Below are 15156 nucleotides of genomic sequence, written 5' to 3'. Positions count from 1 at the left end.
TGTCACCCATTACGTAGTCGGGGCCTTCATCATGTCGAGCTCGCGGCGGGCGGCCGGCAGACCCAGCACCACCGGGGTGCCGGCCTTGCGCTGGCCGAGGTTCCAGCCGGCCCAGATCGCGCCGGCGTCCAGGGCGATCACGACGTCGGCCTGGTCGATGGTCGTCAGCACGTCGCGACGGCTGAGCACCCGCTCCCAGTAGGTCTTGCCGAGATCCTTGTTCGCGCGGTTCCCACTCAGGAACTTCACCGGCGCGGAGGTCTTGATTGCCTTCGGCAACATCCTGCCCGCTACCTTGCGCGCCTTCCGGGCCCGCCACTCCACAGCCTTCACGACCCGCTTGGCCCCGGTAGGCCGCGGCTTCGCCGCAGCAGGCGGAGGCGTGGCCGAAGCCGCGCCGGCAGCGGCGACCTCGGCGGCGGCCGGGGCGACCTTGGCCTCGTCGGCGACGACGGTCTCGGGGGCTGCGACTGCTTCCGGCGCGATGACGGCGTCCGGGGCGGCGTCGGTCGGCTCGGCGGCCGGCTCGGGCTCGGGGGCCGGCTGGGCCGGCATCCGGCCGGGGCCGATCAGCGTGAACGTGTTGACCTTGTCGGCCACCCACGCCGACGGCGCGACCCAGCCGACGACGTCGATGGTGATGTTCTGGTCGCCGAGGTCCTCGCGCACCTGGTCGAAGTACGTGGGCGGCAGCCGCCGCGTCGACAGCAGTACGACGTTGCTCATGCCGCCACTCCCTTCACACTCGCCGCCAGCGCCTCGATCCGCGGATCCAGCTGCAGGTCCCGCCGGTACGACGCACCGAACTCCCGCGCCTTCGCCCGGATCCCCTCGTCGGCGGTGCGCGCCGCGTGCGCCGCCTCGATCAGCGCCGCCGCGATCGCCTCCGGCGTCACGTCCGCGACCGGGAACCACAGCGGGTGCCCGCGCAGGACGTCGGACGCCGCGTTCTCCGGGTCGTGCACCGACACCACCGGCAACCCGGTCGCGAGGTACTCGAACACCTTGCCGCTGGTCACGTACCGCCCCTTGCCCAGCATCAGCAGCTGCGCGTCGAACTCGTCGTACGCCTTGGCGATCTCGGCCTTGCCGACCGGGCCCTCGTAGCTGACACCGGCGTCGGCGGCGCTGTTGATCGTCGCGAGCATGTCGGCCCGCGGCTGCGCGTAGTACCCGAGGTAGCCGTGGATCTTCGCCTTCGCGCCGGCCAGCTCCTCGGACTGCTCCTTGGCGAGCTGCCAGCCCTCGACGAACTCCTTCAGCGGCACCTTCGGCGACACCGTGCCGACGTACCCGAAGACGAGCGGCCGGTCGGTGACCGCGCCGCGGTCCTGGGTGTCCGGCACCAGGTCCGGGTCGAAGCCGTTGGCGACGGTGTGCATCTTGCCGGCGTGCGCCGGGTAGAGCCTCTCGTGCCAGTCCTTGATCGGGTCGTTGACGAACCAGACCTCGCGAGCGGACTCGACGAGCTTCTTCTCCCACTTGGCCGCGCGGCTGTTCGGCTCGTGCAGCCGGTCGCCGGTGAAGACGTCCAGCAGCCAGGCGTCGCGGTAGTCCATGACGTACGGCACCTGGAACTTCTTGTGCAGGTGGTACGCCGCGGTGAACGCGACGTGCGGGTTCGCGGTGGCGACCGTGAGGTCGACCTTGTGCGCCTTGTGGATCTGCTCGGCGGCCTTCTCGATCACCGAGCGCCAGGGCCCGTACCCGCTCTCCGGGAACGGGATCTGGTCCTGCTTGGTGCGCCACTTGCTCCACAGCTTCGGGTTCTGCGCCCGGCGCTTGGACCACTTGCGCAGATCGGCCTCGAGGATCGGCCACTCGAACGGGACCCGGACGACCTCGACGGACGGGTCGACCCGCTCCTCGAGGGTCAGGTCCGCGCCGGTGAAGCGGAAGAACGTATCGCGGTCGGCCGTCAGCACGGTCACCTTCCAGCCGAGCGCGGCGAACCGGTTGGCCGTGGCCAGGGCCCGGTAGACACCGCCGCCACGGCAGGGCGGGAAGCCCCAGGCGACGTACAACAGGTGTGGGCGGTCGGTCATGCAGTTCCTCTTAAGAGATTGAGAATCGCGTCGGCCAGGTCGTCGTACGGCGTGTTCGTGGGCAGATGGTCGGCCGCCCACTGCAGCGCGTGGTCGCGCAGCTTCTCCAGCTCACCGGGATCCGCGGACCAGCGCCGCAGGGTCTCGGACGCCTCCGCCACCGAGTCCACCAGTACTCCGCCACCGGACTCCTCGATCACCTTCGACTGCCGGGGCAGCCGGGTGGACAGCACGGGAAGACCGCTGGCGAGGTACTCGTAGATCTTGGACGGCATCGCTTCCACGAACGCCGGGGTGGGCTGGAGCATGGCCAGGCCCGTCCAGGCGCCGTGCGCGATCCGCCAGGCGTCGGCAGGCGGCTGGCGCCCGTGCAACCGGACCCGGCCGTCCAGGTCCGGCTGCGTGATGCGGGATTCGAGCCGGTCCCGGTCCGCCTGCGCGACCGGGCCGACCAGGTCGAGAGACCAGTCCGGCGCCGCGGCGACGGTCTCGACCATGTCGAACAGACCCCGGCTGGCGCGCAGGTCCCCGACGTACACCGCGCGCGGTGTGCCGATCGGCGGGGACGGGGCCAGGAAGCCGTGGTCCGGGAGGTTCTGCACCACCAGGCGGTGCTTGGCCTGGTGCGGGGCGAGGTGCGAGTCGGCGACCACGGTGAGATCGGCGCGCGCGGCCAGCTTCGACCCGGCGCGGACGATCAGCCGGGCCGGCAGTCCCGCCGGCCCCTGCGCCCAGGCGCGGTCGGCGAGCAGCCGCTCGTAGTCCTCGTGTACGTCGACGACGAACTTGCGCCGCCGCATCGTGGTGACCAGCCGGGTGACCGGGATCATGTCCGGGTCGACCGTCATCACCACCTTGGCCTTGGTCCGCCAGGGCAGGACGGCGGTCCGCGCCAGCCGCTGCACCATGTTGCCGCGCGGCCCGGCGTGCACGACCGCGCCGGCCGGTCCGCCCTCGGCATCACCGAGGCCCCACAGCTCGACCGTGAGGTCGCGGTGCTGCAGGGCCGCGGTGATCTTGTGCAGGCGCGCATCGGCCACGTCGTGGCCGGTCGTGATGATCCCCACGTCCGGCGCGGTGCTGCGTGACATTGGTCAGAGGTCCTCGAGTGAGACAGCTTCTGCTTCGCCGACCTGCAGGAACTTCGTGTACGCCTGGATGACCTCGTTGGGCTCGCCGCGCATCATCAGCTTGCCCTTGTGCAGCCAGATGCAGTCGTTGCACAGCTCGCGGACGCTGCTCATCGCGTGACTGACCAGGAACATGGTGCGGCTGTTGGTGACCAACTCGCTCATCTTCGCCGCGGCCTTGGTCTTGAACGACGCGTCACCGGCGGACAGCGCCTCGTCGATCAGCAGGATGTCGGGGTCCATGTGCACCGCGACGGAGAACGCCAGCCGGCTGAACATGCCGGACGAGTACGTCCGCATCGGCATCTCCATGAAGTCGCCGAGCTCGGCGAAGTCGGCGATCTCCTCGTACTTCGCCTCGATCTCCTTGCGGCTCAGACCGGACGCGAGACCGCCGAGGACGACATTCTCCCGGCCCGACAGCGCCGCGTTGAAGCCGACGCCTAGGGCCAGCAGCGTGGACACCCGGCCGTGCACCTCGATCCGGCCCGACGTCGGCGGCAGGATGCCGGCGATCGACCGCATCAGCGTCGACTTGCCGGCGCCGTTCGCGCCGATGATGCCGATCGTGGTGCCGTGGTCGACGTCGAAGGACACGTTCTGGACGGCCTTGACCTCGCGCACCGCGCGCTCGCCGCGGCCGAGCCGGACGATCGCGCTCTTGAACGTCGGCACCCGCTCGAACGTGGTCCGGTAGGTGATCGAGACGTCCTGCACCTTGACGGCCGGAATGCCCGTCGGGGTCTTCTGCATGGGCTTCTTCTCGGTCTCAGAGACGGACAACGAACTCACGCTCCCTCGACATGAAGAACAACGAGCCGACCACGAAGGCCAGAATCGCCCAGAACCCGGCGCCGGCCCACATCTGCCACTTCGGGATGTCGCCGCGGACCAGCAGGTCGGTCCAGCCGCCGATCAGCGAGTAGAGCGGGTTGTACTGGATGAAGCCCTTGAACTTCGCCGGGGCCTGCTCGGCGAACCACAGCACCGGCGACAGGTACAGCCAGATCCGCACGAAGTACGGCAGGAAGCTGGTGGTGTCGCGGAAGTAGACCTGCAGGGCCGCGAAGATCATGCCCATGCCGGCGGCGAACACCGTCAGCATGATCAGGAACGCCGGGGCCAGCAGCATCTGCCACTTGAGCGGCTGCCGCATCGCGACGTGGATGATCAGGTACACCGCGAGGGTCGGCAGGAAGCGGAAGAACGCCGTCCTGACCGCCGACAGCGGCAGCAGCATCCGCGGGAACGACATGTTCATCAGCAGCTTGCCGCCGCCGACCACGCTCGCCGCACCGGCCGTCATCGCACCGGAGAAGTAATAGAAAGCGAAGAGACCGCCGCACATGTGCGCGAACCGCTCGGCCGCGTCCACCTTGGTACCGCCGCCGGCGATGATGTCGACCAGCAGGTAGTACACCGCGGCCAGGAGCAGCGGGTTCAGGACCAGCCACACCTGTCCGAAGAAGGTGTTCGTGTTGGCCGCCCGGATGTTCGTCCGGGACATCTCCGCCGCGAACTCCCGCCGCTGCCACAGCGCCTTGAAGTACGGGCGCAGTGCCGGCAGTCCGACCTTGTGTGGTTCGTACACGTGCACCGACGGGTTGAACTCCTCGTCGACGCTAGTCGCGTTCATTCAGGCGATGCCTCTCTCTGCCGGAAAGTTGGATCCACGATGGCCGATCACCTGGGTTTCGGCGGTTGCCGCCCGGGGTACGGCGACGTGCCACGCGGACCGGGAAGCAGAGTAGCGGATCGGCACGGACGCCGACGACACAGCGGTCCTCCTTAGTGAGCAACGACGTACGGACGGCTACCAAACGTCGTACCCCGCTGCGTCCACAACACCTGCGTCGTCCTTCGCCGATCGTTATCCGGAATATACATTTGACAGCCAGCGACGACCAAAACGCCTTGCGGGCAAGAGGTCTCGGCGGGACCTCTTTGGTCAAATCGCCGTCAATTCACGATGTACGACGCTACCCACCCGCGCCAAGTTGGCGTGACCTGTCCCACCAGGACAGACAGTCACCGATGAGACCCCAGGAAGTGCCTTCCGGCGGCGGACGTGTCACGCAACAGCACGTCCGACCTCCCCATGGACAGCCTCACCATCCACGGAGTACCCGTCGGCACCTCCCGGGGTTCCACCGTCGATCCGGTCCGGTGCCCGCGGTGGGCGGATGCGGACATGTCCGGATCGACCGGCACGATGACCAGGGCGGCGGTCATCGCACCATTAGTCCGTCCCCACAGGTGCTGCGTTCGCCGGCAGGTGCGCGCAGCAGGTGTGGGGGCGGACCGGAGACCGGAGCAGGACAGCGCACGCCGGGAAACCCGGGCGCCGGGGACGGCAGCCACGACGCGAGGGGCGGCGGTACACGGCGGAACCGGTCGCATCGGGCACTCCTCCTCATCGGCCTCACGATTGGAGATGCCACAGTTTGTACACCCTCCGGCACAGCGGGTGATGGCACGGAAGTGCGAGGGCACCGATGCGCCGGGATCGAGACCCAACCGAAACAGGCTCCGCTGACGAGACAGCCAACTCGGGCCAGAATTGGAACAGCAGCCCGGCGGCGCTCAGGTGGTCCGTCGCCGGGCTGCTGGACCTCAATTCTCGCTCACGACTGCGCGGAAATGGTGGCCAGATGGTGACACGGCACAAGAATGCTGACAGGACAACAAATATCGCTGCGTGTTTACACGTCGACACGGACCGTGCCGACGGCGCTGGAACGCCCCGTCTACGCTGGAGGGGCGGTTGCGGACGGTGACAGCAGTCGGAAGGGAGGGCGGCGTTGTGAGCGCAGCGGACACGGAGCGTGTCGGTCATCTGAGGGTGCTCGGGCTCAACGACGACGAGATCAGGGTCTACCAGCATCTGCTGCGGACCGGCCCGTCGTCGATCACCGAGCTGGACGACGCGGTTCCCGACCGGGAGCGTTCGATCGACTCCGCCCTCGGCGGACTCGTGCAGGCCGGCCTCGCCCGCCGGTCCGGCTCGGACCACTCCCGGTACCTGCCGGTCCCGCCGGACGCGGGCCTGGAGGCGATGACGCTGCGCCGCGAGTCCGAGCTCAAGCAGGCCCGGATCGAGGTCCTGAACGCGTACGACGAGTTCCGCCGGACCGTGCACAACGAGTCGACGACGCACCTGATCGAGGTGGTCACCGGCAGTGCGATCGTCGAGCGGATCCACCAGATCAAGGGCGGCGTCCAGCGCGAGATCCTGGCGATCGACTCCCCGCCGTACTACATCGGCGGCCCGAACCAGGAGGAGATCGACCAGCTCAAGCGGGGCGTCTCGTACCGGGTCGTGTACTCGCCGGAGTCGGTCGAGGTGCCCGGCTACCTGACCGAGAACATTCTCCCGTGCGTCGAGGCGGGTGAGCAGGCGCGCGTGCTGCCCGACGTACCGGCGAAGCTGACGATCATCGACGGCTCGATCGCGTTCGTGTCGATGTCGGCGCGCGACACCGACGTGAACCGGTCGCTGCTGATCATCCGGCCGAGCAGCCTGCTGACCGCGCTGATCGGCATGTTCGAGCTGTGCTGGCGCAACGCGCTGCCGCTGCACGCGTCGGTCGGTGCGGAGGACGACCGCCTGGAGCCGATCGAGCGCCGTCTGCTCGCCCTGCTGGCCACCGGCGCCGCGGACGACACGATCGCCCGCACGCTGGGCATCAGCCGCCGCACGTTCTTCCGGTACCTGGAGCGCCTCATGAACCGCACAGGCGCCAGCACCCGCTTCCAGCTGGCCCTCCACGCCGCCCGCGAGAACTGGCTCTGAGGAACGCAGAAGGGCCCACACACGCTGGTGTGCGGGCCCTTCGGCGTTCCGGTCAGGCTTGTCAGGCTTCCGCCGGGATGAACTCCTTGGCGACGACCTCGGCGATCTGGGCCGTGTTCAGGGCCGCGCCCTTGCGCAGGTTGTCGCCGCACACGAACAGCTCCAGCGCGTTCGGGTCGTCGAGCGACTTGCGGACCCGCCCGACCCAGGTCGGGTCGGTGCCGACGACATCGGCCGGCGTCGGGAACTCGCCCTCGGCCGGGTTGTCGAAGAGCAGCACGCCGGGGGCGTCCCGCAGCACCTCGCGGGCGCCGTCGGCGTCGACCTCCTGGACGAACCGGGCGTGCACCGACAGCGAGTGCGTGGTGACGACCGGGACCCGCACGCAGGTCGCGGACACCTTCAGGTCCGGCAGGCCGAGGATCTTGCGGGACTCGTTGCGGACCTTCAGCTCCTCCGACGACCAGCCGTCGTCCTTGAGCGATCCGGCCCACGGCACGACGTTCAGCGCCAGCGGGGCCGGGAACGGGCCGAGGTCGTTGCCGACCAGCCGCCGGACGTCACCGGGCGTGCTGCCCAGCTCCCGATTGCCTGCCACCTTGGTGAGCTGGTCGTACAGCGCGTCGATCCCGGACTGCCCGGCGCCGGACGCGGCCTGGTACGACGCCACCACGAGCTGCTCGAGCTCGTAGCGGTGGTGCAGCGCGCCCATCGCGACGATCATCGACAGCGTCGTGCAGTTCGGGTTGGAGATGATGCCCTTCGGCCGGTTCCGGGCCGCCTCGGCGTTCACCTCCGGGACCACCAGCGGGACGTCCGGGTCCATCCGGAACGCGCCCGAGTTGTCCACCACGACGGCGCCCTTGGCGGCCGCGATCGGGGCCCAGTGCGCCGACACCTCGTCCGGTACGTCGAACATCGCGACGTCGATCCCGTCGAAGGCGGCCTCGCTGATCGCGACCACCTCGACCTCCTCGCCGCGGACGACCAGCTGTTTGCCCGCGGAGCGCTCGGAGGCGATCAGCCGGATCTCTCCCCAGACGTTCTGCCTGGTCGAAAGCAGGGTCAGCATCACCGACCCGACGGCGCCGGTCGCACCGACCACCGCCAGGGAGGGCAGGCCCGTCCGGTCGTCGATCGTGTTCTCCACAGCGCTCACAGGGGTCACCGTCCAGTTCCTCCGTACACGACAGCCTGGGTGTGCTCGTCGTCCAGATCGAATGCGGTGTGCGCCGCGGTCACGGCGGCGTCCACCAGGTTCTCGTCCACGACCACCGAGATCCGGATCTCCGAGGTGGAGATCATCTCGATGTTCACGCCGGCGTCGGCGAGCGCGGAGAAGAACTTCGCGGAAACGCCCGGGTGCGAGCGCATTCCGACTCCGACGACGGAGACCTTTCCGATCTGGTCGTCGTACAGCAACTGCTCGTAGCCCACCGCGTCCTTCATCCGCGCCAGCGCGGACATCGCCCGGGCGCCGTCGGCGCGGGGCAGCGTGAACGAGATGTCGGTGCGGTTCGTGGCGACCGCCGACACGTTCTGCACGATCATGTCGATGTTCGTGTCGGCGCCGGCGACCGTCTCGAAGATCCGGGCCGCCTCACCGGGCTTGTCGGGCACGCCGACCACCGTGATCTTGGCCTCGCCGCGGTCGTGGGCCACGCCGGAGATGATCGCCTGTTCCATCTGATCCAGTTCCTTCGCATCGACGACCCAGGTGCCTTCCTTCTGCGAGAAGGAGGAACGCACATGGACGGGGACGTTGTAACGGCGCGCGTACTCGACGCAGCGCAGGTGCAGCACCTTGGCGCCGCAGGCGGCCATCTCGAGCATCTCCTCGTAGGAGATCCTCGAGATCTGCTTGGCGGCCGGCACGATCCGCGGGTCCGCGGTGAAAATGCCGTCCACGTCGGTGTAGATCTCGCAGTAGTCGGCCTCCAGCGCGGCGGCCAGCGCGACCGCGGTGGTGTCGGAGGCGCCGCGGCCCATCGTGGTGATGTCCTTGGTGTCCTGCGCGACACCCTGGAACCCGGCCACGATCGCGATGTGGCCCTCGCCGAGCGCCTCCTCGATCCGGCCCGGCGTGATGTCGATGATCCGCGCGTTGCCGTGCGCGGACGTGGTGATCACGCCGGCCTGCGAGCCGGTGAAGCTGCGTGCCTCGTAGCCCAGGTTCGCGATCGCCATCGCCAGCAGCGCGGCCGAGATCCGCTCACCCGAGGTGAGCAGCATGTCGAGCTCGCGCGGCGGCGGCAGCGGAGAGACCTGCTGGGCCAGGTCCATCAATTCGTCGGTGGTGTCTCCCATCGCTGAGATGACGACCACCACGTCGTTCCCGGCCTTCTTCGTCGCGACGATCCGTTGGGCCACGCGCTTGATGCAATCGGCGTCGGCGACCGAAGAACCGCCGTACTTGTGTACGACGCGTCCCACAGTGTTTCTCCTCAAACCACTGGTTGCGGTACGCCGTGCGGCGTTGCACCAGGCGTAGTCGATCGCCTCATTCTAGCCGTGACCTGACCGTTGCCTACCGGCTGACCAGCACCCGGGCCGGCCGTCCGGCCGATCGCGACCCCGGCCGGAAGGTTCCCCGGCCGGGGTCGGCCCGGGCCGGAAACCGTCCGGCCACTTGTTCATATAAGTCATCGCTGAAATACTTGCCCGGTGCACGCGTTCGACATCCTCGGCGATCCGGTCCGGCGCCGGATCCTGGAGCTGCTGGCCGACGGCGAGCTCCCGGCGGGCAGCATCGCCGGGACGATCGGCGCCGAGTTCGGCATCAGCCAGCCGGCCGTCTCGCAGCATCTGCGGGTGCTGCGGGACAACGGATTCGCCACCGTGACCGTCGACGGGACCCGCAGGCTGTACGCCGTGGACCCCGAACCGCTGCGGGAGATCGACAGCTGGCTCGACCGGTACCGCGGGTTCTGGACCAACCGGCTCGACGCGCTCGAGACCGAGCTGCAGCGCGGCCGCCGGACATAACCTTCGCGGCTCCGGCTGCATCTGACTTGGTATGCGAAACATCGTGGCCAGGTTGTGCATGTCCGAGGACGGCGTCGTCGAGCGGCCCGAGCAGTGGCTGGCGCAACCCGCGCTGGGACAGCTGATGCCGCCGGGCGGGACGGTGCTGTTCGGCCGCCGTACCTTCGAGCGGTACGCCGGTACGCTCGGCGGCCTCGAGCACACCCGGAACCTCGTGATCGGATCGCGCCCCGTCGTCGCCCGCGCGGGCACCGAGATGCTGCAGGGCGACACGCGCCGGGTGCTGACCGCGCTGAAGTCCGTTCCGGGTGACGACCTGCAGGTGATCGGCAGCCTGATGCTGGTGCGCTCGCTGCTGCGGTGGCGCCTGGTCGACGAGATCTCCCTGCTGATCCACCCGGTCGCCGCGGGCCGGGGGATGATCCTGGACCGGCGGCACCTGCACCTGATCTCGATGTGCGCCCGCGACGGCGGCGTCCTCGAGGCGAACTACCGCATGCGTTACGCCGCGACTGCCGCACCCTCGACGGCACTGGTGTCCACCGGCCGGTGGGGCGGGACGCGGAGCAAGGACAGGGTCGCGAGCACGCCGAGAGCGGCCGCCAGGACCCACGCGTAGCGCACGCCGAACGCCTCCACCACGGCCCCCGCGACGGCCGAGCCGACCGCGGAGCCGACCATGCCGCCGCTCTGCGCCCAGCCGAAGATCTCGGTGTGCGCGGAGTTCGGCGTCAGCTCGCCGATCCGCTCGTACACGGCTGCGATCGTCGGCGCGATCAGGCAGCCGGCCGCGAACATCATGATCGCCAGCGCGACCACGGACGACGTCACGAACACACAGCCCGTGACCAGGACCGTGAGGGACAGCATCCGCCGCCAGACGTACGAGTTGCGGCCGCCGGGCAGGGCGCCGTTGACGATGCCGCCGGTCACGCTGCCGATCGCGGCGACCATCTCGAGGACGCCCGCGATCAGGCGGTTCCCGTGGTGGTCGGCGACCGCGACCATGCCGAGCGACATTGCGGCGAACCCCATCACGAGGCACGCCCAGGCGACCAGCAACGCCGTACGGTGCTGATGGAACAGGAGTTGCCGGGCGGTCGGCCGCGGCTCGGCGTGCTCGTCGTGGTGGACACCCGGGCGCTGGTTCAGCCCGAACCACCAGATGCTGGCGGCCGCGGTAACCGCACAGGCCAGCAGACCCGCGCGCGGACTGGCGAAGCTGACGATCACCGCGCCGGACATCGGGCCGATGACGAACAGCAACTCCTGCGCGGTCGCGTCCAGCGAGTAGACCGCCCGGAGCCGCGAGCCGTGCACGATCCGCGGCCAGTTGGCTCGCAGCGCGGAGGTGACAGGCGCCACGCAGACGCCGGCGACGATCGCGGCGACCGGCAGCAGCCGGTACCAGCTGTACGGCAGTAACGCGACGACGGCCATCGACGCGCCCCAGGCCATCCCGGTGCCGATCACGACCTTGCGCGCGCCCTTGCGGTCCGCCATCCGGGACCAGACGACGCTCGCCACCGCGGTACCGATCGAGTAGGCGCCCGCCACCACACCGGCCCAGCCGAAGTTGCCGGCGGCATCCTTGGCCAGGAAGGCGAGCGGGACCATCGTCGCCAGCACCGGCAACCGCGCGATCAAGGCGGAGGCGAGCAACGCCATCACACCCTGGGTCTTCCAGAGGTCGCGGTACGCGGTCAGGTCCATGGGGCTCATTCTTTCCTGACATCGATGTCTGCCGCTTCGGGAATTCTCCCTATCTGTTTTGTCCGCGGTCTATGCGAACATGTGTTCGTGTCGTCGTCCGGCGGGGCCACCATCCTGCATGCCGACCTGGATGCGTTCTACGCGTCGGTCGAGCAGCGCGACGACCCGCGCCTGCGCGGCCGCCCGGTGATCGTCGGCGCCGGCGTCGTGCTCGCCTGCAGCTACGAGGCCAAGGCCTTCGGCGTCCGGACCGCGATGAACGGCGGGCAGGCCCTGCGCCGCTGCCCGGGCGCGATCGTGGTCGAGCCGAGGATGTCGGCGTACTCCGAGGCCAGCAAGGCCGTGTTCAAGGTCTTCGAGGACACCACACCGCTGGTCGAGGGCCTGTCGATCGACGAGGCGTTCCTCGACGTCGGAGGATTGCGCAAGATCCGCGGCACGCCGGTGGAGATCGCGGCGAGGTTGCGCGCCGAGGTGCTGTCGCGGGTCGGGCTGCCGATCACCGTCGGGGTGGCGCGCACCAAGTTCCTGGCGAAGGTCGCGAGCGGCGTCGCCAAGCCGAACGGGCTGCTCGAGGTCGCGCCGGACCGGGAGCTGGACTTCCTGCATCCGTTGGACGTTTCGCGATTGTGGGGCGTCGGCGAGGTGACCGCGGAGAAGTTGCGGAATCGCGGGCTGACCAAGGTCGGCGACGTCGCGATGCTGCCCGAGGCGGCGCTGATCGCGATGCTCGGCCGGGCGTCCGGGCGGCACCTGCACGCGCTCGCGCACAACCGGGACCCGCGGCCGATCGAGGTCGGCCGCCGGCGGCGCTCGATCGGATCCCAGCGGGCGCTGGGCCGGTCGCCGAAGTCACCGGCGACGCTGGACGCCGTGCTCGCGGGTCTCGTCGACCGCGTCACCCGTCGGATGCGATCCGCCGGACGATCCGGCCGGACGGTGACGTTGCGGCTGCGATTCGACGACTTCACCCGCGCGACCCGCTCCCATACATTGCCCCAGGCAACTGATCAGACGCGCGCGATCCTGGTCACCGCCCGCGCGCTGCTGCGCACGGCACAGCCGCTGATCACCACGCAGGGCCTCACCATGATCGGCATCTCGGTCGGCAACCTGGAGAACGAGGCCGCTCTGCAACTGGCCCTCCCGTTCGACAAGGCCGCCAACAACGAGCTCGACAACGCGCTCGACCAGGTCAAGGACAAGTTCGGCACCAACGCCATCACCCGAGGAATCCTCCTCGGCAAGTCCCAGGGCCTCGAGATGCCGATGCTTCCGGATTAGTAGGACGTGTCGTGGATGCGGGCGGCGTACCAGTTGAGGGCGGCGCGGAGTTCGTTGACCTGGGTTCGGCGGCTGTTCTGGGACGCGCCGTGGGCGATCGGGTAGATGCGGAGACCGCCGTTGTGACGACGATCGATCGGGAGCTGGTGCTGGTACGGCAGCTCGAGCCATACGTCCAGCCACGGGCGCTTCATGTCACCGCCGACGCGCAGCCGGGTGACGCCGGACCACGGGACGGTGGCGTGCCGACGCCGGCGGGTGACCGACAGGCCGTCCGATGACAGGCGCAGCACGACCTTCGGCCGGAGCACGAGGATCCAGTGCCGTACGGCGAAGTACAGGAAGGCGAGGGAGATCAGGGCGGACAGCGTCGAGAGGACCGGATGGAGGGCTTTCACCTGCGGGTCGGCAGGGATGAACGCGAGCCAGCCGAAGGTGGTGAGCGCGGCGAGGACCCCTGGCCGCCTCCGGCTGGTAGCAAAGGTCGCGCCCGCCACCTGAGGCGCGCCCGCGACAGGCGCGGCTGCGGCCGGCAGGGCCGCGGCCGGCCAGCCCGAGCCTGGCGGGGTTGCGCCTGGCGAGGCCAGAGGCGGCGGCAGCACCTTGGTCGGTGGGGGAATGGTGGTCGTCGGCGGGAGCATGCTGGGCGGCTGGTTGGTTGCGGGGCCGAGGGTTTGCAGTACGTCGGTCGGCGTCGGCCGTTGGGCGGGGTCGCGGGCAAGACATCGCCGTACTACGTCGTGCAGCGGCCCGGGCAGCGGTGGGATGTGCGGCTGCTCGTTGACGATCCGGTGGAGCAGCGACGCCGGGCTGCCGGTCGCGAACGGGCCCCGGCCCGACGCCGCGAACACCAGCACCGCGCCGAGCGCGAACACGTCACTCGCCGGCCCGACCCCGGCGCCGGTGATCTGCTCCGGCGACAGGTAGCCGGGGGTGCCGATCACCATCCCGGTCGCGGTCAGGCTCGCCTCCTCCAGTGCCCGCGCGATACCGAAGTCGATCACCCGCGGCCCGTTGCCGCTCAGCACGATGTTCGACGGTTTGAGATCGCGATGCACGAGACCGCTCGTGTGGATCGCCGCCAGCGCCTCGGCCAGTCCGCTTGCCAGCGACCGCACCGCATCCGGCGGCAACGGCCCAGATTCCTCGATCGCCTTCTGCAGCGTGGGTCCCGCGAGGTACTCAGTCGCCAGCCAGGGCCGGTCCGCCGCCGGATCGGCATCGACGACCGCCGCCGTGAACGCACCGCTGACCCGCCGCGCCGCGTCGATCTCACGCGCGAACCGCGCCCGGAACCCCGAGTCGCCCGCGAGGTCGTCGCGCACCACCTTCACCGCGACCAGCCGCCCGCCGGGCGACCGCGCGAGGTACACCGCACCCATCGCCCCACGGCCGAGCCGGCCCTGGATCGCGAACGGCCCGACCGCGGCCGGATCCTGCGCATGCGTTGTCATCGGGCGTCACGCTAACGCGGGTCAGGACCGCGGGTAACCGATCTCGGCGATGCCTTCCTTGAGATCGGTCAACCGCCGCTCGGGATTGAGCGACGTGACGACGTACTCCGTCAGCGGCATCAGGGCGTACACGTGCCGGACGGCGTCGAGGTCCAGTGCGCGCTCGTAGTAATCCTCGGCGAAGGTCAGGTACGCCTCGGGCCGGCCGTCCGCCACGAGGTCGAACAACCAGTCGGCCCCGTCGGCGGCCACGTTGTGCACCGGGCCGCATCGCCAGGCCGAGTCCTCCGTCGTACGCCAGAAACACACTGTCGCCTGGGGCACTCCGTTCGGTTCCGCGAACGCCTTGTCGTCCCGCGCCGAGTGGAAGACCTCTGGCACACCATCCAGCAAGCCGGGCCAGAGCTTTCCCGTGCTCCACGGCGACATCGGCGACTCGTGGTCGAACCCGTACGCGAACGCCCCGTCCGGCGAGAACACGATCGAGTACCCGTTCCCCGACCCGTCCCGCATCAACGCGGCCTCCTCCGTCGGCGACCACCGCGCGTCGAAGGAGTAGAAGTTGAGGATGTCCTGATCATCGTTCAGCACCAGGTCGAGCACCGCGAGCGCCCGGCTCACCCGCCGCACCGCACCGATCTCCGGAAGCCGCCGAATCATCTCGAAAACCGACACCGCATCATTCAACCGGATCTACCCCGGTCACGCCCAACGGTCTGTCGGAGAGCTGTGGACAACCAGCCTCGCGACAT

General features: G+C 69.5%; 14 protein-coding genes. 4 read left to right on the top strand and 10 right to left on the bottom strand.

Features of this window, described 5'->3' with window-relative positions; translation table 11 throughout:
- Positions 1–9: 9 nt before the first annotated feature.
- The 5 genes from ACWEOO_RS27730 to ACWEOO_RS27710 are packed head-to-tail and all read right to left on the bottom strand — an operon-like array spanning position 10 to position 4811.
- Positions 10–726: a hypothetical protein gene (locus ACWEOO_RS27730; protein ID WP_452145517.1), complete on the bottom strand. Its 717-nt coding sequence runs from the start codon at positions 724–726 to the stop codon at positions 10–12.
- The gene (locus ACWEOO_RS27725) at positions 723–2045 is read right to left on the bottom strand and encodes a glycosyltransferase (RefSeq protein ID WP_452145516.1); all 1323 of its coding nucleotides are present in this window, start codon (positions 2043–2045) and stop codon (positions 723–725) included. The genes ACWEOO_RS27730 and ACWEOO_RS27725 overlap by 4 nt, the downstream gene beginning before the upstream one ends.
- Positions 2042–3136, bottom strand: coding sequence for a glycosyltransferase (locus ACWEOO_RS27720; protein ID WP_359941386.1), 1095 nt, complete (start codon positions 3134–3136; stop codon positions 2042–2044). Before ACWEOO_RS27720 ends, ACWEOO_RS27725 begins: the two co-directional genes overlap by 4 nt.
- Positions 3137–3139: 3 nt before the next feature.
- Positions 3140–3928 (bottom strand): ABC transporter ATP-binding protein, encoded by a 789-nt coding sequence (locus tag ACWEOO_RS27715; RefSeq protein WP_452145515.1) that lies wholly within the window; start codon positions 3926–3928, stop codon positions 3140–3142.
- Positions 3929–3944: 16 nt separating this feature from the next.
- Positions 3945–4811, bottom strand: a complete 867-nt coding sequence (locus tag ACWEOO_RS27710; protein WP_359941389.1) for an ABC transporter permease — start codon at positions 4809–4811, stop codon at positions 3945–3947.
- Between the two features lie 1167 nt (positions 4812–5978).
- On the opposite strand from ACWEOO_RS27710, the gene ACWEOO_RS27705 reads away from it, so the two are divergent.
- Positions 5979–6968 carry a helix-turn-helix domain-containing protein gene (locus tag ACWEOO_RS27705; protein ID WP_355700992.1) on the top strand — a complete coding sequence of 330 codons (990 nt, stop codon included), beginning with the start codon at positions 5979–5981 and terminating at the stop codon, positions 6966–6968.
- Positions 6969–7029: 61 nt separating this feature from the next.
- Here the strand turns inward: ACWEOO_RS27705 and ACWEOO_RS27700 are convergent, their stop codons facing one another.
- Both ACWEOO_RS27700 and ACWEOO_RS27695 read right to left on the bottom strand, forming a co-directional pair.
- The gene (locus ACWEOO_RS27700; RefSeq protein ID WP_452145514.1) at positions 7030–8136 is read right to left on the bottom strand and encodes an aspartate-semialdehyde dehydrogenase; all 1107 of its coding nucleotides are present in this window, start codon (positions 8134–8136) and stop codon (positions 7030–7032) included.
- Positions 8133–9401 carry an aspartate kinase gene (locus ACWEOO_RS27695; protein WP_452145513.1) on the bottom strand — a complete coding sequence of 423 codons (1269 nt, stop codon included), beginning with the start codon at positions 9399–9401 and terminating at the stop codon, positions 8133–8135. The genes ACWEOO_RS27700 and ACWEOO_RS27695 overlap by 4 nt, the downstream gene beginning before the upstream one ends.
- 231 nt (positions 9402–9632) lie before the next feature.
- Between ACWEOO_RS27695 and ACWEOO_RS27690 the strand changes: the two genes are divergently transcribed.
- Entirely contained in the window at positions 9633–9953 is a 321-nt protein-coding gene (locus ACWEOO_RS27690) for an ArsR/SmtB family transcription factor (protein ID WP_355700989.1), read from the top strand.
- Between the two features lie 31 nt (positions 9954–9984).
- Positions 9985–10572: a dihydrofolate reductase family protein gene (locus ACWEOO_RS27685; protein ID WP_452145512.1), complete on the top strand. Its 588-nt coding sequence runs from the start codon at positions 9985–9987 to the stop codon at positions 10570–10572.
- Here ACWEOO_RS27685 and ACWEOO_RS27680 read toward each other — a convergent pair.
- Positions 10455–11666, bottom strand: a complete 1212-nt coding sequence (locus tag ACWEOO_RS27680) for an MFS transporter (RefSeq protein ID WP_452145511.1) — start codon at positions 11664–11666, stop codon at positions 10455–10457. The genes ACWEOO_RS27685 and ACWEOO_RS27680 overlap by 118 nt on opposite strands.
- Before the next feature lie 87 nt (positions 11667–11753).
- Between ACWEOO_RS27680 and dinB the strand changes: the two genes are divergently transcribed.
- Positions 11754–12950: a DNA polymerase IV gene (gene dinB / locus ACWEOO_RS27675; protein WP_452145510.1), complete on the top strand. Its 1197-nt coding sequence runs from the start codon at positions 11754–11756 to the stop codon at positions 12948–12950.
- Here dinB and ACWEOO_RS27670 read toward each other — a convergent pair.
- Positions 12947–14404, bottom strand: coding sequence for a serine/threonine-protein kinase (locus ACWEOO_RS27670; RefSeq protein WP_452145509.1), 1458 nt, complete (start codon positions 14402–14404; stop codon positions 12947–12949). The two genes, dinB and ACWEOO_RS27670, sit on opposite strands and share 4 nt — an antisense overlap.
- 21 nt (positions 14405–14425) lie before the next feature.
- Positions 14426–15079, bottom strand: a complete 654-nt coding sequence (locus ACWEOO_RS27665) for a hypothetical protein (RefSeq protein ID WP_452145508.1) — start codon at positions 15077–15079, stop codon at positions 14426–14428.
- Positions 15080–15156: the final 77 nt, after the last annotated feature.

The sequence above is a fragment of the Kribbella sp. NPDC004138 genome (assembly GCF_053603655.1).
This window is presented reverse-complemented; position numbering and strand designations above follow the sequence as displayed.

Excerpts from the sequence above, each read along its gene's own strand:
- ACWEOO_RS27730 (WP_452145517.1), bottom strand. The coding sequence starts at position 726 with ATGAGCAACGTCGTACTGCTGTCGACGCGGCGGCTGCCGCCCACGTAC.
- ACWEOO_RS27725 (WP_452145516.1), bottom strand. The coding sequence starts at position 2,045 with ATGACCGACCGCCCACACCTGTTGTACGTCGCCTGGGGCTTCCCGCCC.
- ACWEOO_RS27720 (WP_359941386.1), bottom strand. The coding sequence starts at position 3,136 with ATGTCACGCAGCACCGCGCCGGACGTGGGGATCATCACGACCGGCCAC.
- ACWEOO_RS27715 (WP_452145515.1), bottom strand. The coding sequence starts at position 3,928 with ATGCAGAAGACCCCGACGGGCATTCCGGCCGTCAAGGTGCAGGACGTC.
- ACWEOO_RS27710 (WP_359941389.1), bottom strand. The coding sequence starts at position 4,811 with ATGAACGCGACTAGCGTCGACGAGGAGTTCAACCCGTCGGTGCACGTG.
- ACWEOO_RS27685 (WP_452145512.1), top strand. The coding sequence starts at position 9,985 with ATGCGAAACATCGTGGCCAGGTTGTGCATGTCCGAGGACGGCGTCGTC.
- ACWEOO_RS27680 (WP_452145511.1), bottom strand. The coding sequence starts at position 11,666 with ATGGACCTGACCGCGTACCGCGACCTCTGGAAGACCCAGGGTGTGATG.
- ACWEOO_RS27670 (WP_452145509.1), bottom strand. The coding sequence starts at position 14,404 with ATGACAACGCATGCGCAGGATCCGGCCGCGGTCGGGCCGTTCGCGATC.